The sequence below is a fragment of the Actinoalloteichus hymeniacidonis genome, from assembly GCF_014203365.1.
GTDB lineage: Bacteria > Actinomycetota > Actinomycetes > Mycobacteriales > Pseudonocardiaceae > Actinoalloteichus_A > Actinoalloteichus_A hymeniacidonis.
The window spans coordinates 4,455,098-4,479,405 of sequence record NZ_JACHIS010000001.1; the positions used below are offsets into that span (position 1 = coordinate 4,455,098).

The following is a 24,308-nucleotide window of genomic DNA, read 5'->3' on the forward strand; positions in this document are numbered from 1 at the left end:
GTGGCGGCGCCCGCAGTCACGGGGCCGCCATCACCGAGTCAGTCGTCGTAGGACACGCGGTGCGACAACACCGAGTCCGCGCAGCTCAGGTGCACCTCGATCTCGTCCTCGTCGGATTCGAACTGCACCGTCACACCCGGCGGCTCGTCGTCGTCCCCGTCCTCGTTATCGACGTCGACCCCGAAGGCCTGCGCCGGGCTCGCAGACAGGACCTCCACCCGGCCCTGCGCGCAGCGGGCGGTCACCATTCCGCCTGGCGTCTCGATCAGTTCCGGGGAGACCGCGCCGCCCTGATCAGGCTGGTTCTGTCCCTCTTCAGCCTGGCCCCCTGATTGGTCCGGTTCCTCCGACGGCGCCGGTCCGCCGGTGGCGGGCGGCCCATCGCCCTGGGGGTCCGGCGGCGGGCTCGGGGTCGAATCGGGCTCATTGGGATCGGGCCGGTTCTCCTCGGCACTCGCCGTCGCGTCCGCAGCTGCGATCCGGCCCTCTACCTCGTCCTGGCTCAACGGCCGGACCACCGAGTCGGTGATGCCCGCACCGATGGCACTGAGCGCCGCAACGCCCACCGTGGTCGCCACCACGGCGGCCACCGCCCACCCCACGACGCCCAACGCCGTCTTGCCCCGTACGGGCTTCTCACCGCTCATGCCACCCACCCTGACTCCAACACGGTTAAGGCGACACTAAAGCGTCGCTAGCGGTTCTCCCCCCTCGACGCGGATCGGCCTGCTTTCGTCATCGACGGCGACACCGAGGCGGCAAGGACGAATTCTCTGGTTAATACACGGCTAAGGGTGCCTTAGGACTAGTCCGGCATGCGAGAGAGTGCCGCGTCCTCGGTTAGCGTTCTCGGGTGGCCCATCTACTGCTGATCGAGGACGACGCGACGATTCGGACCGCGCTGACCCGCGCGTTGACCGAGCGCGGCCATGCCGTCGCCTCGGCGAGAACGGCGATGGACGGTCTGTCTCAGGCTGTCGCCGACCGACCCGACCTCGTGGTGCTCGACCTCGGGCTCCCCGACATGGACGGCCGGGAGATGCTGCGGATGCTTCGGGCGGTCAGCAGAGTTCCGGTGATCGTGGCCACGGCCAGAGACGACGAGACCGAGATCATCGCGGCGCTCGACGCGGGTGCCGACGACTACCTGACCAAACCCTTCGGAGCAGGCCAGCTCGATGCACGCGTTCGAGCCGTGCTGCGCCGGGGCGCCGAGGAGGACGAGGACCCGACCGTCGTGGTCGGTGGCCTGCGGGTCAACGCCCGGGCCCGCGAGGCGGAGCTCGAAGGCAGGCGGTTGGAGCTGACGCCCCGGGAGTTCGACCTGCTGCATTACCTGGCCTCCCGTCCCGGCGAGGTGGTCAGCAAACGGGAGTTGTTGACAGAGGTCTGGCAGGTCCCCTACGGCGGGGCGGACAAGACGGTGGACGTCCATCTGTCCTGGCTGCGTCGGAAACTCGGGGAGACCGCCCAGCAGGCCCGCTATCTGCACACGGTGCGCGGGGTCGGCGTCAAACTCGCCGCACCGCAGGGATGAGGGGACGACGATGAGACGTCGACTGGCGATACTGGTCGCGACCACCACCTCCTTGGTGCTGGTGGCCTTCCTGGTCCCGTTGGCCCTGCTGATCCGCAGCTTCGCCGAGGACCGCGCGGTTCATGCGGCGACCGTCGAGGCGCAGTCGCTGATCTGGATGGTGGCCAATACCGATACCGCGGAGCTGCAACGCGGGCTACGCACCCAGGGGCTCGCCGAGCAACCGGTGAGCATCTATCTACCCGACGGCACCGTGGTCGGCGAGCAGACGCCGCCCACGCGCGCCGTCGAGCTGGCCATGCGGGGCCAGAGCCTGGCGGCCGAGACGCCGGAAGGCCGGGAGATCCTCTTCGCCACGGTCGACGCCGACGGCCAGACCGCCGTGATCCGGACGTTGGTGACCACGGAGGCGATGAGCGGGGGTGTGGTCCGCTCCTGGCTGATCCTGGCCCTACTGGGCGTCGTCCTGATGGCCGTCAGTGTCCTGGTGTCGGACCGGTTGGCGCACTCCCTGGTCCGGCCGACCCGCAGACTCGCCGATGTCTCGCATCGGTTGGCAGGCGGCGAACTGGATGCCCGTGCCACGCCGGAGGGCCCGGAGGAACTACGGGATGTCGCGGGCGGGCTCAACCATCTTGCCGGGCGGATCAAGGAGCTTCTCCGGGAGGAACGTGAAACCGTAGCCGACCTGTCGCACCGGTTGCGCACCCCGTTGACCTCGATGAAGTTGGAGGCGGAGAGTCTCAGCGACCCGGCTGATGCGCGCCGGATCGGCGCATCGGTGGCGGAGTTGGAACGTGCGGTGAGCGAGATCATCGGTGATGCGCGCAGGCGGGCCGTCGAGACCGGGGCGCACGCCGTGCCGGTCCTCTGCGACGCGGCGGCCGTGGTGCGTGACCGGGTGCAGTTCTGGTCGGTGCTGGCCGAGGACACCGAGCGACCGGTGGAACTGGATCTGGCACTGGGCCCGGTCCTGGTCGCGCTACCCGAGTCCGATCTGGCCGCCTGCGTCGACGCACTGTTGGGCAATATCTTCGCCCATACGCCGGATGGATCGGCATTCGCGGTCCGGCTGCTCGCCTGGCCGACCGGCGGGGCGCGGCTGGTGGTCGCCGACGCGGGCCCCGGCTTCGCCGGGCTCATCGACGGGCATACCGGACCGCTGCGTCGGGGGGCCAGTGGAGCGGGCTCCACCGGGTTGGGGCTGGACATCGCACGCCGGACGGCCACCGCATCCGGTGGCACGGTGCGGCTGGGTGCCTCGGAGTGGGGCGGCGCGCAGATCACCCTGGATCTCGGTGCGCCGAAGGAGCTCTCTCCCGGTCAGAACGGGTAGCGGCAGCCGACGGCGTGGCGTCGCAGCCTCAATTCCGCGGCGCCTCGCCTGCTCCCGAGGTGGCCGCAGCGGCGCTGAGGTTTCCGGCCATCGTCCGCAGGACGCGCAATGTGGTCCGATAATCCTCATCGGAGACGCCGGACGCGGTCAGGCTACGGAACTCGTGGGCGTGTTCGGCTGCCGCGCTCCAGGCCACCACTCCATCGGCGGTGAGTTCGTGGCGCCCGGATCGGTCGGAGATCCATCCCCTGCGCTCCAGATCTGCCAACAGCCGTTCGGCGTCGGGCAGCGTCAGGAAGGGTTGCAGCTCGATGATCAGCTCGGGTGTCTCCCTCGGCCTGGCACGGAGCACCGAGAGAACCTGCCATTGCCGTCTGCTCAGGTCCGCAGTGGCCAGAGCGGCATCGAATCCGTCCTCGATCAGTTGATCCAGATGCTTGAGCCAGAAGCCGATCGGCGTCCTGATCTCGTCCGTCACGGTGCCTCCTCGCCAGAACGTGTGTGCTGGGCGCCCACGCGCCGAATCCGATTCTGTGCTCGATGGCCGATCGATCGGTCGAACCGGTGTCGCCTCGGCTCGCTCCTCGGACACAGCGCTTGATGATCGAAGACCTACCAGACAGTATCGGGATCAACCGATTCGGCCTTCCCCGCCTCTGGGCCCCTCAAGATCGAGCCCCGACGTTGTTCTTCGGCACGAAGCCGACCGGTGCCGGAGTCACCGCAGTCGTCGAGGTCCGATATCGGCACTGGGTTCCGGCCCGAGCACGATCCGAGCCCCGGTGACGAATGCACCCGCCGTCGAGGACAGCACCGGCTCCAAGGACAACGCCCGCACGGACTGCACGTCCTCCGCCAAGGCCGAGACCCGCGATACCAGGTCCTCCAAGGCAGTCAGATCGGTCGGCTCGCTGCCTCGATATCCCGTGAGCAGCGGCGCCGCCCGTGGTTCGCGGATCACCGAGGCGACATCGATGTCGGTCAACGGAACCGCCCGGTAGACACGATCGCCGAGGAGATCGCCGACGATCCCGGCCAAGCCGAACGAGAGCAGCGTGCCGAACGACGGATCGTCCTGCACCCCGAGACGGCAGGAGACACCTCGGGGAGCCATCCGCTGTACATAGACGGCGGGTTCGGTGGAGATCGTCCGCAGACTGCGATAGGCCGCCTCGACCTCGGCCCGACCGCCGAGATCCAACCGCACGCCGACCAGGTCGGGCCGATGCCGGAATCGCGGGTCGGTGCTCTTCAAGACCACCGGATACCCGAGTTCCTCGGCCATTGCCACCACGTCGTCGACCGAATCGGCCTGCGCGAACGGCACCAACTCGATGCCGTAGTGGGCGAGCAGCTCGGTGGTCTGTGCGTCGGTCAAGGTGATCGGCTCCGGCCCCGCGGCCGCCCGCCACGCCGTCACCGCGTCGGCGGCACGTTGCACGGCGAGTCCGGCGGGTCGACTTGCGACACCCTGCGGCGCGCTCCGCCACCGGGCGTATCGGGCCGCTCGTGCCAAGGCGGCCACCGCTCGCTCGGGGCTGGGATAGGAGGGCACCGACCCATACCCCGGCGAACCACCCAGACCGGCGACGGCGAGCTCATCCGGAATGCCCTCGGCGGCCAGGAAGGTCGAGACGACCGGTTTACGCGTCCCGCCCGGCGGAGCGGACACCGCCTCACGCAGGGCGCGGGCATAGGCGCTGCCCGCGACGGAGATCGGCGGCACGAACACCGCGACCAACGCGTCCACATCGGGAGAACCGATGGCCGACCGCACCGCGGTCGCGAACTCCTCCGGGCTGGCCGAGGCACCGACATCCACCGGGCCGTCGGCCAAGGTGAGGCCCTCGACGTGCACGGCGTCCGAGGCCAGCAGACCCAGCGCGGTCGAGTTGCCCACCACGGCCACCCGGAGACCATCGGGCAGGGGTTGGTGTGCCAGCACCAGCGCCGTATCGAAGAGTTGTGCCAGCGTCTCCACGCGGATGACACCCGATTGCTCGAACAGGGCCGCGACGCCCGCCTCATCGACGGGCACGGCGGTCGCGGCGAGCGCGGGCGGGCCCGCGTGTCTGCCGGATTTCACCGCGACGATCGGCTTCGTACGGCCGAGTCGGCGGGCCAGCCTGCCGAACTTCCGGGGGTTGCCGAAGGATTCGAGATAGAGCAGCACCACATCGGTGCCGGAATCGGTCTGCCAGTACTGCAGCAGGTCGTTGCCGGACACATCGGCACGGTTTCCCGCCGAGACGAACGTCGACAGCCCCAGGCCGCGACTCGCCGCCGTGGCGAGGATCGCGGTGCCGAGCGCACCCGACTGGCAGAAGAATCCGACGCGGCCCATTCCGGGCAGCCTCGGGGCCAATGTCGCGTTCAACCGGACCGCGACGTCGTTGTTGACCACGCCCAGCGCATTCGGTCCGACGACCCGCATGCCGTGTGCCCGGGCGGCCTCCACCAACCTGCGCTCGGCGACCAGGCCGTCCGCTCCGGTCTCACCGAAGCCCGCACTGACCACCACGAGCGCCTTGACGCCCTTGGCGAGACATCCGTCGAGCACCTCGTCCATCCGCGCGGCGGGCACGGTGACCACGGCGAGATCGACCGCGTCCGGGATGTCGAGCACTTCCGGGTAGGCCCGGACTCCCCGCACCGAGCGGTGTTCGCCGTTCACCGGATACACCGGGCCCGCGAAGTCGGCGGCCAACAGGTTCGTCAGCACCGCGTTGCCGATCTTCGAGCGATCGCTCGACGCGCCGATCACGGCCACCGAGCGTGGATGCAGCAGATTGTGGACGCTACGGGCTTCGGCGGCCTGTTCCCGGGATCTCACCACCTCCACGGACCGAACCGTGGGATCGATGGTGAACTCCAGGTGCAGCGCGCCCTCGGCCGGCTCGCGGCGGATCGAGTACCCGGCAGCGCGGAACACCGCGACCATCTGCCCGTTCTCGGCGAGGACCTCCGCCTCGAAACGTCGGAGACCGCGCTCGCGTCCTGCCGCCGCAAGATGCTCCAGCAGGATCGAGCCGAGCCCTCGGCCCTGATGCCCGTCCTCGACGACGAACGCCACCTCGGCGGAATCGCCGCCGGGCAACCGATCGAAGCGGCCGACCGCGACGATGTCGCCACCGAGCACCGCACCGAAGGCGACCCGTTCATGGTGGTCCACCGTGCTGAACCGCCGGACGTCGGCTGCGGGCATTCGGGGATAGGCGCCGAAATAGCGGAGATATCGGGTGCGCTCGCTCATCCGAGAATGCAGCGCCACCAGCCGAGGCCCGTCCTCGGGGCGCAGCGGGCGAAGGTGCACGGTGCCGCCGTCGCTGAGCACGACGTCGGCCGCCCAGTGCTCGGGTGGTTCGGCGCCGACCGGGTTCGTCGCTGCGGACAGCACACCGTCGGTGTCCTCGGGTGGGTGTTCCATCGGTCGCCCGACCTCCTCACCACCGCCTCGCCACCGACCGCGTACCGATCAGTCGCGTCGATCCTCGGGATCCAGACCGTACAACGGGAACGCCGCACGCCGGGTGGCCAACACGGCCCGATCGACGTCCTGGGAGACATCGCCGTCCCACGGTGTGAAGCACACGTCACCGAGTTCCGTCGTGTCGACGGCGCCCTCGTCGTGCCGTTCCCGGTCCGTCATCGCCATCGGCATGGCGATCCCACCGGCCGACTCCTGCGCATGGGACCGCCACTCCGCCGGTACCGCCGTGTCCGGGTCCAGATCGCGGTCCGTCAGCACGGCCAACAGGTGCGTCCACGATCTCGGCACCACTCGATGCAACGCGTATCCACCGCCGCCGAGGGCCAGCCAGCGCCCGTCGGCGTAGGTGTCGGCCAGGGCGCGCAGTGTCCGGTAGATCGTCCGGTGGCCGTCGACGGTCAAGGACAGATCGGCCAACGGGTCCTCTCGGTGGGTGTCGACGCCGCATTGGGTCACGAGGATCTGCGGCTCGAACTCGGCCAGCAGTGAGGGAACGACCGCGTGGAAGGCGCGCTGCCACCCGGCGTCGGAGGTTCCCGGCGGCAGAGCCAGATTCACCGCGCGGCCGGGCGCGGCCGGACCGCCCAGGTCGGAGGCCAGGCCCGTTCCCGGCCACAGTGTGCGCGGATGCTGGTGAACGGACACGGTCAATACCCGTGGATCGTGGTAGAAGGCGGCCTGCACGCCGTCGCCGTGGTGGACATCGACGTCGAGATAGGCGATCCGCTCCACACCCTGATCGAGCAGCCAGGCGATGGCCACCGCGCAGTCGTTGTAGACACAGAAGCCTGCCGCGTTACCCGACATCGCATGGTGCAGACCGCCTGCGATGTTCACGGCGCGGCTGACTCGGCCCTCGAGGATCTCCCTCGCCGCCGCCACCGAGGCGCCCGCGATCAACGCCGATGCATCGTGCATGCCGGGGAAGACGGGGTTGTCGACGGTGCCCAGGCCGAAGTGGTCGACAAGGCCGCTCGGCATCCGGTCCGCACCGTTGGAGGCGGCCCGCACCGCCGCGAGGTAATCCCTGCGGTGCACGGTGGCGAGGAGATCGTCATCGGCTGGATCGGGCCGCAGCCTCCGGACACCGGTCAGGACGCCCAATGCATCCGCCAGCCGCATCGTCAGGTCCAACCGGATCGGCGCCAGCGGGTGATTCGGCCCGAGGTCGTATCCCAGCAGTGCCTCGTCCCACACGATCGCCGTCGACACCACTCGTCGACGGTACCGCGTGCGCTTTCTCGGACTCGGGGTGAAGCGCTGCGCCGACCGCGTGCACAAGTGTCGCAGACCGCGCGGAAACGGACACCGTGCGTCGGGAATGCGAGAACGGTGTGCCTGCCGACGGGGTCGTCGGTTACCGTTTCTGCGATCCCGCCAGCTCCCGCAGCTCCGCGAGGTCGCCAAATGGTGCCGGACCCGGTGATCAGCCGCGGTGGATTCCCGCCGTTATCGTGAAACCGTACGCTCTCGGCGCCCGTCTGAAAGGTATGCGCGCCATGTCTCAGCGAAGCCTCACCACCGCGATCAGCGCTGTCCTGCTCGTCTTCGGGTTAGGAGCGTGCGCCACCCCGGTAGCAGGCACCGCATCGCCCGAACCGGGTGCAGGCAGCGCACAGCCGAGCGAGGATTCCGACCCGTCGGCCGAGGACGACGGCGGTGACTCCGACCTGCCGAGCATTCCGCTGCCTGATCCGCAGGACCCGACCTCCGGTTCCGGCGACGATTCCGGCGGCGGTGGTTCCTCCGACGGCGCGAAGGACCCCGAGTCGGTGGCGAGCTTCTGCGAGCTGGTGAGCGCGGATGAGATCGGGAATGCGGTGGGTTCGCCCAATATGGGCGAGCCCTCGGACTACAGCACGATCTGCAGCTACTCCATCGACCTCGATGGAACCTCGTACAACTACCTCGGTTTCGGAACCACCAACTGGAGCGGGGAGCCCACCGAGGAGGGTCAGGAAGCGGCCGAGGTACTGGGCAAGCCCGGATACCGGCTGGTCACCGAGGACCGTTGCGACCTCGGAATGGTCATCAACGAGGACCCCAACGTCTACTTCAACGCCATCTACGTGGACCTGGACACCTTCGGCAACGTCACCAAGGACCTGTGTCCCTCGGCGGAGGCCACGATCCAGCTGATCTACGACGCGCTCCCCAGCGCCTGAGCCGCAGCCGGGATCGGGATCGCGTTCCCGGGCCGGTGGGTGGCATGGCAGCGATGGACAGTCGCAGCGCGCAATCCCGGTGCATCTCAGGTGAGGTGCGCCGGGATTTCGCGTTCTCCGCACCGTTTTCGGGCCGCAGGTGACTCCTGGGCCACAGGCAACGCTCAGCCCGGTGAATCGCCGATCGCCGCTGGACGATCGGGCTGCCCGGCCCATTCCGACCACGATCCCGCGTAGAGCGCCGCAGGCCGATCCGGCCCACTGAGTCCGGCAGACTCCAAGGCGAGCAGCACCGAACACGCCGTCACCCCCGACCCGCAGTACGCGCCGACCGCCACATCCGGACGCACGCCCAGCCCTGCGAAATGCTCGGCCAAGGCGGCGGGCGATCGCCAGCGACCCGACGCGTCGACATGAGCGGCGAACGGTGCGTTGCGGGCTCCCGGCACATGCCCGGGCCTGGGATCCACCGGCTCGACCGCACCGGAGTACCGCTGCGGGGCTCGCGCGTCCAACAACACCCCGGTCGACGCCAATTCCGCCGCTCCCGATGCGTCCACCACGGGCCTGCCATTCGGTCGGACCACGATGTCGCCCGGCGTCGGCTCCGGGATCGCCACACTGATCTCGCGGTCCTCGCTCGACCAGGCGGCGAACCCGCCGTCCAGCACCGAGGCGTGCTCGTGGCCCGCCCATTTGAGCAGCCACCAGGCCCGCGCGGCCACCGAACCATCGGCCGCGTCGTAGGCGACCACCGGGCGGTCCGAGCTGACACCCGCGGCGCGCAGCACCCGCTGGAGATCCACCGAATCGGGCAGGGGATGTCTGCCGCCCGCTCCCGGCGGGGCTGCGAGCTCTCGATCGAGATCGACGAACACCGCGCCGGGCAGGTGACCCGCGTCATAGGCGAGCCGGCCGGGCGGGCCGCTCAGCGCCCACCGCACGTCCAACAGCACGGGTGGTCGTTCCCCCGCCATCGCCTCGGCCAGTTCCTCGGTACTCACCAATGGCTGCACAACGAACATCCTGGCGCAACCGAGCGGGCGTGGTCCAGACGACTGCGGCAAGGCGACGCGCCGACCGGTCGGCCCGGGCACCTACGATGAGCGCCTAAGCTGTCCGGGTGTAGCCGGAAGCGCGAATCCCACCACTCGCGCCGCCCGAGGTGGCCTCTCCCCTTGTGACCCCCTCCTGGCCACTCGATTCCATTCTTCGCACCGAACGACTGCCACAAGCTCTAGTACTTCAGCAAGGGAGCCGGCGTGAACGAGCTCATCGACACCACCGAGATGTACCTCCGCACCATCTACGACCTCGGCGAGGAGGGTGTGATCCCGCTCCGGGCCCGTATCGCGGAGCGGCTGGGCCAGAGCGGTCCGACCGTCAGCCAGACCGTGGCCAGGATGGAACGGGACGGGCTGCTCATCGTGGCCGACGACCGCCACCTGGAACTGACCGGCGCCGGACGTGAACGTGCGGAGGCGGTGATGCGCAAGCACCGGCTGGCCGAGCGTCTCCTCGTCGACGTCATCGGACTCGAGTGGGAACACGTCCACAGCGAGGCATGCCGCTGGGAGCACGTGATGAGTGAGGCCGTCGAGCGCAAACTCGTCACGCTGCTGGGCAACCCCACCACCTCGCCCTACGGCAATCCGATCCCGGGACTGGACAAGCTGGGGGTCGGCGAGCCCGCCCCGCCGATGGAGAGCGACCTGCTGCCGCTCGACGAGATCGCCCGTCAAGGCGGCGGGCAGGCCCAGGTGTGCCGGATCGCCGAGTACGTGCAGCTGGACCCCGATCTGATGGCCGATCTCAAGAGCGCCGGTGTGATGCCCGATCGCGTCGTCACCGTCTCGCCCGCAGGCGGGTCGACCGAGGTCAAGGTGACTGGCCCGAGCGGAAGCGCGCAGCTCGCAGCCAACGTCGCGCACGCGGTCCTGGTACGTGCGCGGTGAGCACGAACACCGACTCGACAACGGTGGAGGCGGGCGGCGGGGCCATCGACGCCGCCAGACGCGCTGTCACCGAGTTCCGGTCCTTGCACGGCCATGAGCCCCAGGTGTGCTGGAGCGCACCCGGCCGGGTCAACCTCATCGGCGAGCACACCGACTACAACGACGGCTTCGTGCTGCCCTTCGCTTTGCCCCATCGCACCGCGGTGGCCGCGACCGCACGCGAGGACGGCATGCTGCGGATGACCACGGTGGGGTCCGACGGTCGTCCGCAGGTCGCCGACCCGGTGCAGGTCGAGGACCTGCGCCCCGGTTCGGTGACCGGCTGGGCGGCCTACCCGGCGGGGGTGGCCTGGGTGCTGCGCGAGTCGGGTTTCGCGCTCACGGGAGCGGACCTCGTCGTCTGCGGTGACGTACCGACCGGCGCGGGGTTGTCCTCCTCCGCCGCCTTGGAGTGCGCCACCGCGCTGGCGCTGCTCGATCTCGCCGGGGTCTCCGTGGCAGCGGGTGACCGGACCGGCGGTCTGCGGCTGACCGAGATCGCCCGCTGGGCCCAGCGGGCCGAGAACGACTTCGTCGGCGCCCCCACCGGAGTCCTGGATCAGACCGCGTCGCTGTGCTGCACCGCCGCGCACGTCCTATTCCTCGACGTCCGATCCGGCGAGCAGGTGCAGGTGCCCTTCGACACCGCCGCACGCGAGCTCGCGATCCTGGTGATCGACACCAAGACCCGGCATGCGCACTCAGAATCCGGCTACGGCGAGCGGCGCCGAGGCTGTATCGAGGCCGCTCGCGTGCTCGGGGTCGATTCGCTGCGCGAGGTCGCCACCGCCGAACTCGATGCGTCGTCGGCTCGGCTCCCGGCGGAGCTCCAGCCCTTGCTCCGACACGTCGTGACCGAGAACGACAGGGTGGAGTCTCTCGTCCGGCTGCTCGATGGGGACCGGCTCGACGAGATCGGCCCGTTGCTCACCGCATCGCACCACAGCCTGCGCGACGACTACCGGGTGTCCTGCACCGAGTTGGACCTGGTCGTCGACACCGCGTTGGCGGCGGGTGCGCTGGGTGCACGGATGACCGGAGGCGGGTTCGGGGGCTCCGCGATCGCCCTTATACGGTCTGCGGAACAGGCGGAGATCGAAAAGTCGATCACCGCTGCGTTCGACGAACGCGGGCTGACGCACCCCCGGTTCTTCGCGGCATCGCCCTCGCCAGGGGCCGGCCGAGAGGACGTCTCGTTGAGTTGACCGGGGTCGAACCGCCCGTGACCGGACGCTCGCCGCGATTGGTCAAGGAAGGCTGGATCACGTGAAGCTGTTGGTGACAGGTGGAGCCGGATACGTCGGCAGTGTCTGTGCGGCCAGACTGGTGGAGGAAGGCCACGAGGTGGTGGTGGTCGACGACCTCTCCACTGGTCACGCCGACGCCGTCCCGGACGGTGCCACCTTCGTCCAGGCAGACCTCGCCGAGGCCGCCGACGACCTACTGGCCGATGGTGTGGACGGTGTCCTGCACTTCGCGGCGAAGTCGTTGGTCGGCGAGTCCATGACCGACCCGGCGAAGTACTGGGACGGCAACGTGGTGACGTCGCTGCGCCTGCTGGCCGCCGTCCACCGCCACCAGGTACCCCGGCTGGTGTTCTCCTCGACGGCGGCCACCTATGGCGAGCCGGAGCAGGTCCCGATTCCGGAATCCGCGCCGACCAGGCCCACCAACACCTACGGCGCCACCAAGCTGGCCATCGACCACGCCATCACCTCCTACGCGAACGCGCACGGGCTGGCCGCGGTGAGCCTGCGCTACTTCAACGTCGCGGGCGCACACGGCCGGTTCGGCGAGCGTCACGCTGTGGAGACGCACCTCATCCCGCTGGTGCTGCAGGTGGCCTTGGAACAGCGCCCCAAGGTGTCGATCTACGGCGAAGACTGGCCCACCGAGGACGGCACCTGCGTCCGGGACTACATCCACGTCACGGACCTTGCGGATGCACACCTTCTCGCGCTGAAGCACGCCACGGCGGGCGAACATCGCATCTACAACCTCGGCAACGGCACCGGGTTCTCCGTCAAGCAGGTCATCGACGCGTGCAGGCTGGTGACCGGCCACCCGATCCCCGCCGAGCTCGCCCCTCGGCGCGCGGGCGACCCGGCCACCCTGGTCGCGGCAGCCGATCGCGCCCGCGACGAACTGGGGTGGAAGCCGGAGCGCCCCGACCTCGAGACCATCGTCGCCGACGCCTGGCGCTTCACCCAGGGACGGACGAAGTGACGCCGTCACCGACGTCCGAGCCCGGTCTCGAGACGGACCCGCCAGGTACGGCGGACAACGCCGCAGGGACCACCCCGGACCCCGGCGCCGAGGCTGCCGAGTCGTTCCGAGACCTCGACCGGTTCACCGCGATGCCCAGGCTCTCGGGATTGGCGCTCTCCCGCACCGGAGATCGCCTGGTCACCGTGGTCTCCGAGCTCGCAGCGGACGGCAAGACCTGGCAAGGGGCGCTCTGGGAGATCGATCCGACCGGCGCTCAGCCCGCGCACCGCCTCACCAGGTCGAACCGTGGCGAGTCGAGCCCGGTATTCACGCCGGACGGCTCCTTGTTGTTCGTCTCGACGCGGGCGGACCAGGAGACGTCGAACGCCACGGGGACCAAGGCCTCGCTGTGGTCGTTACCGCCGACCGGCGAGGCACGACAGGTATTCGCACCCGCAGGCGGCGTGGCGAAGGCCTGGGTGGCCGCAACGACCGGTCGGGTCGTCACCGCCGTCTCGGCGCTGCCCTTCGTCGGCTTCGGCGAACCCGACGAGACGAAGCGCAAGGCCCGTGAGGATGCCGGGGTCACCGCGATCCTGCACGAGTCGTACCCGGTGCGTTTCTGGGATCACGACATCGGCCCGAGCCATACCCGGCTGCTGGTCTCCGACGGCGTCGACGCACGAACCGGTCGGATCGTCGACCCGCTCGATGTGACGCCGGAATCGGCCGGGCGGATCGGTCTGCCCGCTGCGATCAGTCCGGACGGCAGTCTGGTGGCACACAGCCTCGAGGTGGACGTCTCCGCGGCGGTCGGCCGCCGAGACAGCGTGGTAGTGCTCGACTCGATGACAGGGTCACGGCGCTGCGTGTTCGACCAGGAAGATGCCTCCTTACACGTCGTGGCGTTCGATGCCGACTCGACCTCGCTGTTCTGCCTCCGTCATCAGGAGTCGACGGCGCAGACTCCGCCTCGGATCACGCTGGTTCGAGCCGAGTTGGCGTCCGGTGAGATAACCGATCTACTGTCCGAATTCCCACTGCGGCCGACCGAGGTCGTGCTCGCCCGCGATGGCCGAGCCGTGTTCTTCTCGGCCGACGCAGACGGGCGCAAGCCGGTCTTCCGACTCGATCTCGCGGGTGGCGAGATCGAGCGGCTCACCGCCGAGGGTGCCTACACCGATCTTCAGGCCGGCGATGACGGTGTGCTGTTCGCGCTGCGCTCCTCGATCGACCACCCCGCTGAACCGGTCCGCATCGACACGACACAGCGCGATCAGGATCCACTCCGACTACCGGCACCCGGTGCGGTGCCCGAGGTACCCGGCAGGCTCACCGAGATCGAGACCACGGTGGCGGACGGTCGGACCGTGCGAGCCTGGCTCGCACTGCCCACCGATGCCGATGCCGCGAATCCCGCTCCCCTGTTGCTGTGGGTGCACGGTGGGCCGATGTCGAGCTGGAACTCGTGGACGTGGCGGTGGAACCCGTGGACGGCCACCGCGCGTGGCTATGCGGTGTTGCTGCCGGACCCCGCACTGTCGACCGGCTATGGCGAGGACTTCATCGATGTCGGCTGGCGGCGATGGGGAACGGCTCCGTTCACCGATCTGATGTCGATCACCGATGTCGCCGTCGACCTCCCGGAGGTGGATGCGCAACGCACGGCGGCGATGGGCGGCTCCTTCGGCGGCTACATGGCGAACTGGATCGCGGGCAACACCGACCGGTTCGATGCCATCGTGACGCACGCGTCGCTGTGGCATACCGACCAGTTCTCCGGAACCACGGACAACGGCTACTTCTGGCAGCGGGCGCTGGGTGACCCGCTGACCGAGCCGGAGGTCGTGGCGGCGAACTCCCCGCATCTGCGTGTCGCCGACATCCGCACGCCGATGCTGGTGATCCACGGCGATCGGGACTACCGAGTGCCGATCGGGGAGGCGCTGCGGATGTATCACGACCTCACCCGACACGGAGTCCCCGCTCGGTTCCTCTACTTCCCGACCGAGAACCACTGGATTCTGACTCCCGGAAACGCCAAGGTCTGGTACGAGACGGTGTTCTCCTTCCTCGCCGAGCGATTGCTCGGCGAACCATGGCGGCGCCCCGAACTGCTCTGAGCACCCAGCGGATGTCCGGCACGCGGCGACTCGTGCCGGACATCCGTGCTTCGCCGGGTCTCCAGGCCGGAACGATCGGGGCCGCGACGCCTCGCTCACCACGGCTCCTCCTCTCCCATCTCGATGGCCAGCAACGCCTCCTCCGCCGAATCCGACACGACCGCGCGCAACTGGTCCGGTGCCATCCCGGATTGCAGCAGGTCGTCGAGGAGCGAGGCGAGGACGTGATCCGGCCTGGCCCGAAGCGCCGCGCTCAGCGCGACACCGGCCAGTGCCCCGTTGCCACGCAGGTATGCGCACAACCCGAGCAGGGTGGCGGGTTCGGCCCGTTCCGGTTCGGGGATCGCCCTGGTCAGCTCCAGCCATAGGCGCTCAGCGGCGACCGCCCGAGGGCCGGAGCACCAGCGCATGCAGGCGTCGCGGACTCTGCGGTCGGTCAAGGCGAAGGCCAGCCGAACCACCAGGTCGTCGTCGACCAGTAGGTTGTTGCGCTCGGTCGACTCCAGGGCCCGGTGCAGGGCGGCCAGATCACGTCGGGCCGTCGCCGTGCCGGACAGCGTGCGGTCGAGGTCGCCGGCCTCCGTGGCGGCGGCCAGTAGTTCGGCCCGACGTTCCAGGTCGGGCGCCGGGTCCTGATTCAGCAGTTCGGCGAGTTCGGTTCGGTCGGCGAAGGTGACCGCACCCGCCACCACACTCGCGGCCGCCAGTGTGGTCCCGCCGGGGTCGGGCAACCGACCGTGGCAGTCGTCCTCGCCGAAGCACTGCCATCGGCTTCCTGCGGCCGTGTCCGGGGTCCAGATGGAATGCAGGCAGGGCACCGCCGCCTCGGCCAGCATGCGTTCCACCACACCGACCACATCGCGATGCGGTGGACCGTCGAATCGGCTGTGGTCTCCACCACCGACCACGATGACCATCACACCGGTGGCCTGCTGTGTCGTGATCGGTGGCAACAGTGAGGCCGCGAGCGCCTCGTGGTCGTCGGTGGCGGGCAGGTCGACGCGCAGCGTCAACCCGACCTTGGATTGTCCCGCGTCTTTCAGCGTGATCAAGACCAGTGAATCGACCGGGTGAAAGCCAAGAAGATGTGGAACGGCGGCGATCAACTCGCCGGGATCGTTCAGTCGAACGCAGGAGCTCAAGCGCGTGGTCATGCCATGACCTTGCGTGATCGAGCCGGTTCGCCGCCGTTCGCCGCTCGGATCTGTGGATGAACCGAGCTATGTGGACAACTGTCTCCTCGACTGGGTGATCAGCGGCCGAACGCCTCGGCCAATGTGCTACTACCGCCCACCGTCGGCAACACCAGCCGAGTCCGACCCAGCTCGACGGCCAGTCCGGCACCGGGCGCGGGCCGGAGGGTGTACTCCCGATCGCTGGAGAGCACGACCAGACCCAGTTCATGGCCTTCGGGCAGTACGTAGTCGTGCGGTTGCATCGACAACGAGACCTGGTACGTCTCGCCGGGCACGATCGCGCTGGTGCTGTCGTCGGCCTCGCGGTTCTGCGGGTCGGTCCAGCCTCGGGTGACGATCTTCGTGCTTCCGTCCGGGGCTCGATCGATCAACAACGCGGACAGGTTCGCCGCAGGCCGGGTGAACGAGACGGCGAAGTCCACCCTCGGTGTGCCACTGAGTCGTACGTCCTGTGTGGCGGGCGATGTGTAGTACGCCAGGCGATTGCCGGAACTCGGTGCATCGACGAGGCTCTGGGCCGATCTGGTGGCGTCGTCGGCGAATCGTTCCACCGTGGGGCTGCCGGGCACCGCGTTACGAGGGTCGAGCTCGCCTTCGGAACCACCGCCGGGCCACGGCCACAGGGCGGCGTCGGATGCGGTCTGTGCAGGCCAGTCGGCCTCGCGAGCCCAACTGCCGTCCTCCCGCTGCAGCGTCGCCCTGGGTTCGTCCTCGACGCCGTTGTCCACGTTGTGCAGATAACGGGTGAACCAACGGTTGAGCGTCTCCAACCATTCCTCCCGCCGGATGGACAGCGGATCGACATGCCCGGCCTGGTGGAGCCAGATGCTGCGAGGAACATCGTGCTGCGCGAGGGCCTCGTACCACTGGGCGACCTGGCGGGTCTTCACGTTCCAGTCGTCGAGTCCGTGCACGGCCAGCACTGCGGCGTGCACGCGGTCGACGTTGTTCAGATAGTTGCGCTCGTCCCAGAACTCGTTGTAGTCGCCGGTGACGCGGTCCTGGGCCTCGGTGAGGGCGTCGATGACCGGCGCACAGACATCGCGATCCGACCTGGTGTGCACATAGGTGGCGAGGACATCCGCGTCCTCTCCCTGATACCCGCCGGGTGCGACGACGGCACCATCGGCTCGGTAGTAGTCGTACCAGTTCGAGATGGCGCCGATCGGGACGATCGCCTCCAGGCCCTCGACGCCGGTCGCGGCGACCGCGTTGGGCAGTGTTCCGTTATAGGACACGCCCATCATGCCGACGCGGCCGGTGGTCCAACCCGCCTCGATCACCGCTCCCGACTCGTCACGAGCCGAGGCCCGACCGTTGAGCCAGTCCACCACCGAGCGGGCGCCTGCGGTCTCGTTGGCGCCGCCGGTCGTGGGACAGCCGGTGGACAGCCCGGTGCCGAGCGATTCGGCGTACACCACGGCATATCCCCTGGCCAGGAGGAAGTCCTCGTAGGCAGAGCGGATTGCGGGCCGGGCCACCTCGTTATCGGCGGCCTCGGTGGTCCGCACCGCTGAAACCTCGGCGGCACGCTCCCCCGCGTTCGCGGACTCTGGGACGTGCAGTTCGACATCGACGTCGTGGAACTCCATGGGATTGCCGCCGGAGAAGTACGGGCTGGCGAAGTAGACGACGGGAACCTGGAGCCCGGTCTCGGTGACCTCGGGACGCACGACCTCGACGTAGACCTCGTCGTCGCGACCGTCGTGGTCGCTATCGACCGGCGCGGTCACGTACAGGCTCTCCCGGACGACCTCGGCGGGGTCCAAAACCGGGGCGGACGCACCGCTCTCGAAGTCCCACGGGGGCGCGACCTGCGTCGATGCCGCCGTCGATGGGCCTGGTCGAGCGCTCGGGCCGTCACCCGCGAGGGCGGGCGTGGCCGCAGCGGGCAACGCGACCGCCACGGCGAGCAGGACACCTCTGACTGGTCTCAAGGCTTTACTCCCCGTGCAGTCTCGGACACCGAACGAACTCTGATCACCCTGGCCGGGCGTGGGATCGGTGTCAAGCACCTCCGAGCCGACGCCGACGCTTCCCTTGAGGGCCACGTTGTGGCACATTGTCCGTACCACTTGTACGTACCGATGGTGCTGCGCTGCGAGGGGACCAGCAACGTCCCCGCCTTGTCGGAAGGGACGACCATGAACGAGCGCGTTCGCTCGGTGGTTCCGCTGTTCGGAACCATGACCCGCATCCCCGGCGGCTTGATGCTGGTTCCGCTGGTCCTCGGCTCGCTACTGGGGACCTTCGCGCCGGGCGCACTGGAGATCGGAGGCTTCACCACCGCGCTGTTCAAGGACAGCGCGATGCCGCTGATCGCCCTGCTGATCTTCGTCACGGGTACCCAGATCACCGGACGCACCGGTGGCCCCGTCCTCGCCACGGCAGGCACCCTGTTGCTGACCAAGAGCCTCGTCCCCGCGTTGCTGGTGGTCGTCCTGGGCAGCTTCGTCGGCATCGACGGCATCCTGGGCGTCTCGATCCTGGCGCTGCTCGCGGCCCTGGACAACAGCAATGGTGGTCTCTGGCTGGCCTTCGCGGGCCAATACGGCGACGAACGCGATCGCGGCGCGTACATGGCCAGCGCCATCAACGACGGGCCGTTCCTGACCCTGTTGTTCCTCGGCGCGTCCGGTCTCGGTGACATCCCCGTCATCGCGCTGGTCGCGGCGCTGGTGCCGTTCGTGGCGGGCATCGTGGTCGGCAATCTGGACGGCAACTGGCGCGAGGTGCTCAAGCCCGTGCCCAACATCGTCATCCCGTTCTTCGCCTTCTCCCTAGGCACCGACATCGACCTGGCCTCCATCGCCAGCGGCGGACTGACCGGTCTGGCCCTCGGGCTGCTGATCACCCCGATCACCGGTGGGCTGGTCTACCTCGGCTACAAGTTCCTGCTGCGCAGGGGCAAGCAGAGCGGAATCGGCTTCGCCGCCGGGACCACGGCGGGCAATGCGATCGCCACACCCGCCGTGGTCGCCGCCGCCGATCCTCGGTTCGCGGAGTTCGTCGGGACCGCCACCGCACAGGTCGCCACCTGCGTGTTGATCACTGCGATCACCGCGCCGCTCATCGCGTCCTGGGTGCTCAAGCGCGAGGGCGCGCTCCAATCGACCACCACCCCGACAGAAACGGCGGATCCGGCATGAGCCCGCACATCGCGATCATCGCGGACGACCTGACCGGTGCGAACGACACCGCCGTGCAGTTCGCCCGGGCACGTTGGACCACCGAGCTCCAGCTCAGGCCCACCGAGACCGACGCCGAGGTATTGGCCGTCACCACCGACTCCCGGCACGTCACGCCCGCCGAAGCCGCCGCGCTGGTGACCGAGGCCGTCACCCGACTACGCGAGTCAGGCGCGAAGCGCCTGTACAAGAAGGTCGACTCCACCGTGCGCGGCCCCGTGGCCGCCGAGACCACTGCGGCGCTGGCGGCGTGGAATCCCGACGCACTGGCGGTGGTCTGTCCGGCGTTCCCCGCCGCAGGCCGCATCGTCCGCGCGGGAACGCTGCTGGTCGACGGGGTACCGGTCGCCGAGACCTCGGCTGGGTCCGACCCGGTCACCTCGGCGCAGGACAGTCTGCTTCCCCGCCTGTTCGGCGGTACGGGTGTCAGCCTCGCCGATCTCACCGATCCCGTGGCCGCAGCACAGCGTCTACGCGATTCGGGCCCACTCGTGGTCGTCGATGCCGAGACCGAGGAAGACCTCGCGTTGCTGGCGGCAGCGATCGTCGAACTGGGTGACGCGGTGGTCCCGGTCGGCTCGGCCGGGCTGGGCAGACATCTGGCCGACGTGTGGGGCGAGGGCCCGCGTGCCGACAACGGCACCGCGCTCGTCGTGGTGACCTCGCTTCATCCGGTCAGTCGCCGCCAAGCCGAGCGACTCGCGGCGGCACATCCCGATCGGTTCCATCAGCCGGATCCGGCCGTGATCGCCGACGAACGGCGGTGGCGGGACTGGCGAGAGCGATTTCTCGCCGAGGCGCCTGCAGGGGACGGCCCGATCCTGCTGATGAGCCCCACCGAGGTCGCCGCAGGCGCGGACGCCGCCGATATCGCACGGCGCTTCGCCGGACTGACCTCGGATCTGATCGAACGCCATGTCGTCGGCGGGCTCGTGGTCACCGGCGGCGACGGCGCCCGGGCAGTGCTCGAGGTGCTCGGTGCGACGGGTCTACGACTTCACGACGAGATCGTCTCCGGTGTGCCGCGCAGCCGGATTCTCGGCGGGAAGGCCGATGGGCTGCCCATGGTCACCAAGGCCGGCGGGTTCGGCGAGGAAGACGTGCTGCTGTTGGCCGCCGACGCGGTCGTCACAAGGAGGAACCGGACATGACCAAGCCCATCCTGGCGCTGACGATCGGTGACGTGGCGGGTATCGGACCCGAGATCACCGCCAAGGCCCTGCTCGGCCACGACGATCTGCGGGAGATCTGCACGCCGGTGGTCATCGGCGATGCCGACGCCCTGCGCGCAGGCGTCCGAGTGGCGGGCGGCGACCCGGACCGGGTGCGCGTCATCGACGCGCCATCCGACGCCACCAACGAACCCGGACTCGTCGAGGTGATCCAGGTCGGCGAATCGCTGGCCGAGGTGCCGTCGGGTGAGGTGCACCCCGCCGCAGGCGATGGGGCGGTTCGGTTCGTCCAGGCGGCCTGCGCCCTGGCTCGTGCCGGCGAGGTGGACGGCATCGTCACCGCACCGTTGAACAAGGCGGCCATGCACGCCGCAGGCCACCGTTGGCCCGGGCACACCGAGTTGTTGGCGCACGAGTTCGATGTGCGTAACTTCAGCCTGGTGCTGTCGGCGGGCGAGCTGTTCTTCTTCCACTTCACCACGCACGTCTCGCTCCGCAACGCCATCGAGCACGTCACCCGGCAGCGAGTGACCGATGTCCTGCGGCTGGCGAGCGCGTTCGGCACCGCGCTGGGCAGGCCCGACGAGCCGATCGGAGTCGCCGGGCTCAACCCGCATGCAGGCGAGAACCGATTGTTCGGCGACGAGGACGCCGACGTGCTCGCGCCCGCCATCGCCGAGGTGGTCGCCGAGGGCGTCAACGCCGTCGGACCACTGCCCGCCGATGCGCTGATCCCCGCTGCGGTGCGCGGGAAGTGGCGGCTGGTGGCTGTCTGCTACCACGATCAGGGACACGCGCCGTTCAAGGCGGTCTACGGCGACGACGGCGTGAACATCACCGTCGGTCTCCCGGTGGTGCGGGTCTCCGTCGACCACGGCACGGCGTTCGACATCGTGGGCACGGGTCAGGCCAGGGAGGCCAGTCTGGTGCTGGCCCTGCGTAGAGCCGCCGAACTCGCGCCGGGCTGGGGTTATGTGTGGGAGACCGGCAAGCGCGCCGAGTCAGCTTCCTAGACTCACCCCATGCCAGTGGACCGTAACTCCCCGCAACCGCTGCACGCGCAGGTGGCCGCCGTGCTGCGGTCCGAGATCCGTGACCACGCGATGGCTCCCGGAGCAGCACTGCCCAGCGAGGCGATGCTCCGGGAGCGCTTCGGGGTTGCGCGCAGCGTGGTCCGACAGGCGTTGGCCGCGCTGGTCGCCGAAGGTCTCGTTCGCCGAGAACAGGGCCGAGCGCCGGTGGTGGCTCCGCCCCAGGAGCATCGCAGGCTCGTGCAGCGGGCCACCGGACTGTTCGACCAGTTCTCGCGTAGCGGTCTGACGCTGCGCACCCGGGTGGTCCACCTGACCTCGGCCAATCCACCCCCGCAGGTGGCCGAGTACCTCGGTACCACCGACACCGTGCGGCTGGAACGAGTGCGCTCGGTGGGTTCGGAACCGGTGGCCTATGTCCGCACGTGGCTCCCCGCAGCGCGAGTCGCCGGGTTGACCGAGGAGATGCTCACCGACGTCTCGCTGCACGATGTGTTGGAGACGACGCTGGGCAGCAGGCCGGTGAGTGGACGTAGACAGGTCCGAGCCGTCCCCGCCGACGCCCGACTCGCCAAGGCCTTAGCGCTACCCGAGGGTGCACCGCTGCTGTTGTTGGAGGGCGGTGGTGCAGACCGGCAGGGTCGTCCGTTGGAGTGGTTCGCCACCTGGCACCGCGCCGACCGGGTCGCTTTCGAGGTGGAACTGAGCGAACAGGACGAACAGCTACGCCTGACTCCCACCTCCGATCTCCTCTCAGCGGCGACGCCTCCCAATTCGGTGGCCACCCGAGAAGGTCCCTCGTTCGACCGCGCCCGAGAATTGATGGAGCAGCTTCGCCACGAACTGGATTCGCTGGCGGGCGGGCCCAGCGCAAGCTGAACGACTCGGGCCGCCGTGGGTGGTTCAGTCGGTGCTGCCGCGCCTGCCGTCAGCTGTTCTGTCGATAGTGCTCGGCGATGTCGTCACTGGTGGTCAGCCAGATGTCCGGTTGCGCCGCAAGGAATTCGAGCGCCAAGTCCAGATACCGGTGTCGAAACGGCTGATTGATGATGAAGGGATGCAGGGCAAGTGCCATCACTCGCCCACTGTGCTGCGAGTCGGCATGCAGCTGCTCGAACTGGTCTTTGACGATCTGCAGGAAGTCGGGTCCGCTGACACCTCTGCCGAACAACATCACATCGTTGAGTTCGACCGAGTACGGCACGCTCAACAGACCCGGTACCCGTAGTCGATACGGCTGGTCGTCGTTGCACCAGTCCAGGACATAGTTCAGCCCGAGCTGGGCGAGTAGGTCCGGAGTCTCGAAGGTCTCGGTGAGCGCTGGTCCCATCCATCCGCGGGGCCGCAGGCCGACAGCGGAGGCGATGGTGTCGACGACCTCGGTGAGGTAGGCGAGTTCTTCCGCACGGGACATCGCGGCCTGCAAGGTCGAATTGTCCCTACCGTGTGCGAGCCAGGCCCAGCTCCGTTGCCTGCCTGCCTCGATGATCTGTGGGTAGCGGGCACAGACCTCGGAGTTCAGCAGTACGCTGGCGCGAATTCCGTGTCGGTCCAGACTCTCGATCATCCGCCAGATCCCGACTCTGGGACCGTAGTCCCGCCATCCGTAATTCAACGGATCGGGAGACAGCGCCGCAGTGCCTTGGAAGATGCTGGTCGATGGCCGATCGATCAGATAGTGCTCGACGTTCAGCCCGACATAACAAGCCACTCTGGCCCCACCCGGCCAGCGGATCGGCGGACGATCGACGATCGGGCTGTAGTCGAAGAGTTCGTTCTCCACGGTCCTCGGCCCGGCCTGATAGCGATTGTTCTCGGTTCTCATGCGGGTATCGTGTAACCCTCACATTGATGTGAGGGTCAACGCAGGAAAGGGTGACCTGGAACACATGAGGATCGGCGAATTATCGAAGCGCACCGGGACTCCAAGTCGCCTACTGCGCTACTACGAGGAGCAGGGACTGCTTGCCCCGCAACGGTGCGCGAACGGCTATCGCTTCTACCCCGCGACCACAGTGGACCGCGTGCGACAGATAAGGGGCCTACTCGATGCCGGTCTACCAACGCGAATCATCAAACAGATCCTGCGCTGTCTCCGCGAACCAATGGATATCTACTTCGCCGATGCGACGCCGGAAATGATCGCGACGCTGGAACGCGAACGTGACCGGATGACCGATCGCGTGGAGTTCCTGACTCGCAATCGCGATGCCATCGCGGCCTATCTGGAAGCGGTACGCCGCTACCGACCAACCAACGCCGAGGGCCACCCGGCTGCGGATGAACAGCGCACCGTGCCCCCTCGGGATGCCTCGGACTCGCCGTGATCAGCGCAGGTCCGGCGCGCTATCCGTCGACCGTTCCACGGTTGCGGTCACCCCTCCGCCACGGTGTGTCCAGCCTCGCGTAGCGCCGCGAGCGCGGGCTCCCGGCTCGCAGCCGGAAACAACAGATAGTCCGTGTCGAAGGTGGACATCGCGAGCACACTCACCTCGGCGTCCCGCAGCGGGTCGAGGAGAGAGGCCAGTACCCCGACGAGTACGAAATCCAGTGGCCCCCGCACTCGCAGGGCCAACCAGCCGAGCGTGGCTCTGATCCCGGCCGCATCCGCCGTGGGTGGGAGCCATTCCGAGGGACAGAGCACGGAGAGTTCGGTCCCCGCCCAGGTGATGGCGCACAACCTGCTGCCGTCGCGCGGTCCCACCCAGTCCGGCAGGTCCTCCCCCGCCGCCAGTCTGCACACCGCGTACTCACCGGCCAGCACGTCGAGCTCCATCCGGTCATGGTCCAAGCTGATTCCACACCCCGCAGCGAGCTTTCGGTGAAATCACTCCACGGTGCCCGACGGGCTCCACAGGCCGCGCAGAC

Annotated in this window: 21 protein-coding genes; 12 read left to right on the forward strand and 9 right to left on the reverse strand. The window is 68.7% G+C overall.

Annotated elements, in window-relative coordinates:
• Window positions 1-38: 38 nt before the first annotated feature.
• Complete coding sequence (locus tag BKA25_RS18510; RefSeq protein ID WP_069847992.1) at window positions 39-647, reverse strand: hypothetical protein; 609 nt, start codon at window positions 645-647, stop codon at window positions 39-41.
• Between the two features lie 206 nt (window positions 648-853).
• Here BKA25_RS18510 and BKA25_RS18515 point away from each other — a divergent pair, with 206 nt between their 5' ends.
• Window positions 854-1,537, forward strand: a complete 684-nt coding sequence (locus BKA25_RS18515) for a response regulator transcription factor (protein ID WP_069847990.1) — start codon at window positions 854-856, stop codon at window positions 1,535-1,537.
• Window positions 1,538-1,547: 10 nt separating this feature from the next.
• The gene (locus BKA25_RS18520) at window positions 1,548-2,873 is read left to right on the forward strand and encodes a sensor histidine kinase (protein ID WP_069847988.1); all 1,326 of its coding nucleotides are present in this window, start codon (window positions 1,548-1,550) and stop codon (window positions 2,871-2,873) included.
• Window positions 2,874-2,901: 28 nt separating this feature from the next.
• Here the strand turns inward: BKA25_RS18520 and BKA25_RS18525 are convergent, their stop codons facing one another.
• From BKA25_RS18525 to BKA25_RS18535, 3 genes are all read right to left on the reverse strand, one after another.
• Entirely contained in the window at window positions 2,902-3,351 is a 450-nt protein-coding gene (locus tag BKA25_RS18525) for a MarR family winged helix-turn-helix transcriptional regulator (protein WP_069853449.1), read from the reverse strand.
• A 240-nt stretch (window positions 3,352-3,591) separates the two neighbouring features.
• Window positions 3,592-6,300, reverse strand: a complete 2,709-nt coding sequence (locus BKA25_RS18530) for a bifunctional acetate--CoA ligase family protein/GNAT family N-acetyltransferase (RefSeq protein WP_084642734.1) — start codon at window positions 6,298-6,300, stop codon at window positions 3,592-3,594.
• Window positions 6,301-6,348: 48 nt separating this feature from the next.
• Window positions 6,349-7,578: an acetoin utilization protein AcuC gene (locus tag BKA25_RS18535; protein ID WP_236750575.1), complete on the reverse strand. Its 1,230-nt coding sequence runs from the start codon at window positions 7,576-7,578 to the stop codon at window positions 6,349-6,351.
• A 284-nt stretch (window positions 7,579-7,862) separates the two neighbouring features.
• Between BKA25_RS18535 and BKA25_RS18540 the strand changes: the two genes are divergently transcribed.
• Window positions 7,863-8,528, forward strand: coding sequence for a hypothetical protein (locus BKA25_RS18540; protein WP_157421004.1), 666 nt, complete (start codon window positions 7,863-7,865; stop codon window positions 8,526-8,528).
• A gap of 164 nt (window positions 8,529-8,692) precedes the next feature.
• Here BKA25_RS18540 and BKA25_RS18545 read toward each other — a convergent pair whose 3' ends face one another.
• Window positions 8,693-9,544, reverse strand: coding sequence for a sulfurtransferase (locus BKA25_RS18545; protein WP_069853446.1), 852 nt, complete (start codon window positions 9,542-9,544; stop codon window positions 8,693-8,695).
• A gap of 246 nt (window positions 9,545-9,790) precedes the next feature.
• Between BKA25_RS18545 and BKA25_RS18550 the strand changes: the two genes are divergently transcribed.
• From BKA25_RS18550 to BKA25_RS18565, 4 genes are all read left to right on the forward strand, one after another.
• The gene (locus tag BKA25_RS18550) at window positions 9,791-10,483 is read left to right on the forward strand and encodes an iron-dependent transcriptional repressor DtxR (RefSeq protein WP_069847984.1); all 693 of its coding nucleotides are present in this window, start codon (window positions 9,791-9,793) and stop codon (window positions 10,481-10,483) included.
• Window positions 10,484-10,527: 44 nt separating this feature from the next.
• A complete protein-coding gene (gene galK / locus BKA25_RS18555) occupies window positions 10,528-11,727 on the forward strand; it encodes a galactokinase (protein WP_069853445.1) in 1,200 nt (399 codons plus the stop codon).
• Window positions 11,728-11,788: 61 nt separating this feature from the next.
• The gene (gene galE, locus BKA25_RS18560; protein WP_069847982.1) at window positions 11,789-12,748 is read left to right on the forward strand and encodes a UDP-glucose 4-epimerase GalE; all 960 of its coding nucleotides are present in this window, start codon (window positions 11,789-11,791) and stop codon (window positions 12,746-12,748) included.
• Window positions 12,745-14,853, forward strand: a complete 2,109-nt coding sequence (locus BKA25_RS18565; protein ID WP_236750573.1) for a S9 family peptidase — start codon at window positions 12,745-12,747, stop codon at window positions 14,851-14,853. The genes galE and BKA25_RS18565 overlap by 4 nt, the downstream gene beginning before the upstream one ends.
• A 95-nt stretch (window positions 14,854-14,948) precedes the next feature.
• Here BKA25_RS18565 and BKA25_RS18570 read toward each other — a convergent pair whose 3' ends face one another.
• Window positions 14,949-16,007, reverse strand: coding sequence for a DUF4192 domain-containing protein (locus tag BKA25_RS18570; protein ID WP_069847980.1), 1,059 nt, complete (start codon window positions 16,005-16,007; stop codon window positions 14,949-14,951).
• A 98-nt stretch (window positions 16,008-16,105) separates the two neighbouring features.
• Entirely contained in the window at window positions 16,106-17,986 is a 1,881-nt protein-coding gene (locus BKA25_RS18575) for a Xaa-Pro dipeptidyl-peptidase (RefSeq protein WP_069853443.1), read from the reverse strand.
• Window positions 17,987-18,193: 207 nt separating this feature from the next.
• On the opposite strand from BKA25_RS18575, the gene BKA25_RS18580 reads away from it, so the two are divergent.
• From BKA25_RS18580 to BKA25_RS18595, 4 genes are read left to right on the forward strand one after another with little or no spacing between them, the layout of a single operon-like run.
• Window positions 18,194-19,198, forward strand: coding sequence for a 2-keto-3-deoxygluconate permease (locus BKA25_RS18580; RefSeq protein ID WP_069853442.1), 1,005 nt, complete (start codon window positions 18,194-18,196; stop codon window positions 19,196-19,198).
• A complete protein-coding gene (locus BKA25_RS18585; RefSeq protein ID WP_069847978.1) occupies window positions 19,195-20,388 on the forward strand; it encodes a four-carbon acid sugar kinase family protein in 1,194 nt (397 codons plus the stop codon). The genes BKA25_RS18580 and BKA25_RS18585 overlap by 4 nt, the downstream gene beginning before the upstream one ends.
• Window positions 20,385-21,422 (forward strand): 4-hydroxythreonine-4-phosphate dehydrogenase PdxA, encoded by a 1,038-nt coding sequence (gene pdxA / locus BKA25_RS18590; protein WP_069847976.1) that lies wholly within the window; start codon window positions 20,385-20,387, stop codon window positions 21,420-21,422. The genes BKA25_RS18585 and pdxA overlap by 4 nt, the downstream gene beginning before the upstream one ends.
• 9 nt (window positions 21,423-21,431) lie before the next feature.
• Window positions 21,432-22,319, forward strand: a complete 888-nt coding sequence (locus BKA25_RS18595) for a GntR family transcriptional regulator (RefSeq protein ID WP_069847974.1) — start codon at window positions 21,432-21,434, stop codon at window positions 22,317-22,319.
• Between the two features lie 49 nt (window positions 22,320-22,368).
• Here the strand turns inward: BKA25_RS18595 and BKA25_RS18600 are convergent, their stop codons facing one another.
• Window positions 22,369-23,265 (reverse strand): polysaccharide deacetylase family protein, encoded by an 897-nt coding sequence (locus BKA25_RS18600; RefSeq protein WP_221312370.1) that lies wholly within the window; start codon window positions 23,263-23,265, stop codon window positions 22,369-22,371.
• A gap of 64 nt (window positions 23,266-23,329) precedes the next feature.
• On the opposite strand from BKA25_RS18600, the gene BKA25_RS18605 reads away from it, so the two are divergent.
• On the forward strand, window positions 23,330-23,767 hold the full coding sequence (locus tag BKA25_RS18605; RefSeq protein WP_069853440.1) for a MerR family transcriptional regulator: 438 nt from the start codon (window positions 23,330-23,332) through the stop codon (window positions 23,765-23,767).
• A gap of 47 nt (window positions 23,768-23,814) precedes the next feature.
• Here BKA25_RS18605 and BKA25_RS18610 read toward each other — a convergent pair whose 3' ends face one another.
• Window positions 23,815-24,216 carry an ACT domain-containing protein gene (locus BKA25_RS18610; protein WP_069847972.1) on the reverse strand — a complete coding sequence of 134 codons (402 nt, stop codon included), beginning with the start codon at window positions 24,214-24,216 and terminating at the stop codon, window positions 23,815-23,817.
• Window positions 24,217-24,308 lie beyond the last annotated feature (92 nt).

Coding starts and splice junctions, on each gene's coding strand:
- BKA25_RS18510 (WP_069847992.1), bottom strand. CDS start 647: ATGAGCGGTGAGAAGCCCGTACGGGGCAAGACGGCGTTGGGCGTCGTG.
- BKA25_RS18520 (WP_069847988.1), top strand. CDS start 1,548: ATGAGACGTCGACTGGCGATACTGGTCGCGACCACCACCTCCTTGGTG.
- BKA25_RS18530 (WP_084642734.1), bottom strand. CDS start 6,300: ATGGAACACCCACCCGAGGACACCGACGGTGTGCTGTCCGCAGCGACG.
- BKA25_RS18540 (WP_157421004.1), top strand. CDS start 7,863: ATGTCTCAGCGAAGCCTCACCACCGCGATCAGCGCTGTCCTGCTCGTC.
- BKA25_RS18570 (WP_069847980.1), bottom strand. CDS start 16,007: ATGACCACGCGCTTGAGCTCCTGCGTTCGACTGAACGATCCCGGCGAG.
- BKA25_RS18580 (WP_069853442.1), top strand. CDS start 18,194: ATGAACGAGCGCGTTCGCTCGGTGGTTCCGCTGTTCGGAACCATGACC.
- BKA25_RS18585 (WP_069847978.1), top strand. CDS start 19,195: ATGAGCCCGCACATCGCGATCATCGCGGACGACCTGACCGGTGCGAAC.
- pdxA (WP_069847976.1), top strand. CDS start 20,385: ATGACCAAGCCCATCCTGGCGCTGACGATCGGTGACGTGGCGGGTATC.
- BKA25_RS18595 (WP_069847974.1), top strand. CDS start 21,432: ATGCCAGTGGACCGTAACTCCCCGCAACCGCTGCACGCGCAGGTGGCC.
- BKA25_RS18600 (WP_221312370.1), bottom strand. CDS start 23,265: ATGAGAACCGAGAACAATCGCTATCAGGCCGGGCCGAGGACCGTGGAG.
- BKA25_RS18605 (WP_069853440.1), top strand. CDS start 23,330: ATGAGGATCGGCGAATTATCGAAGCGCACCGGGACTCCAAGTCGCCTA.
- BKA25_RS18610 (WP_069847972.1), bottom strand. CDS start 24,216: ATGGAGCTCGACGTGCTGGCCGGTGAGTACGCGGTGTGCAGACTGGCG.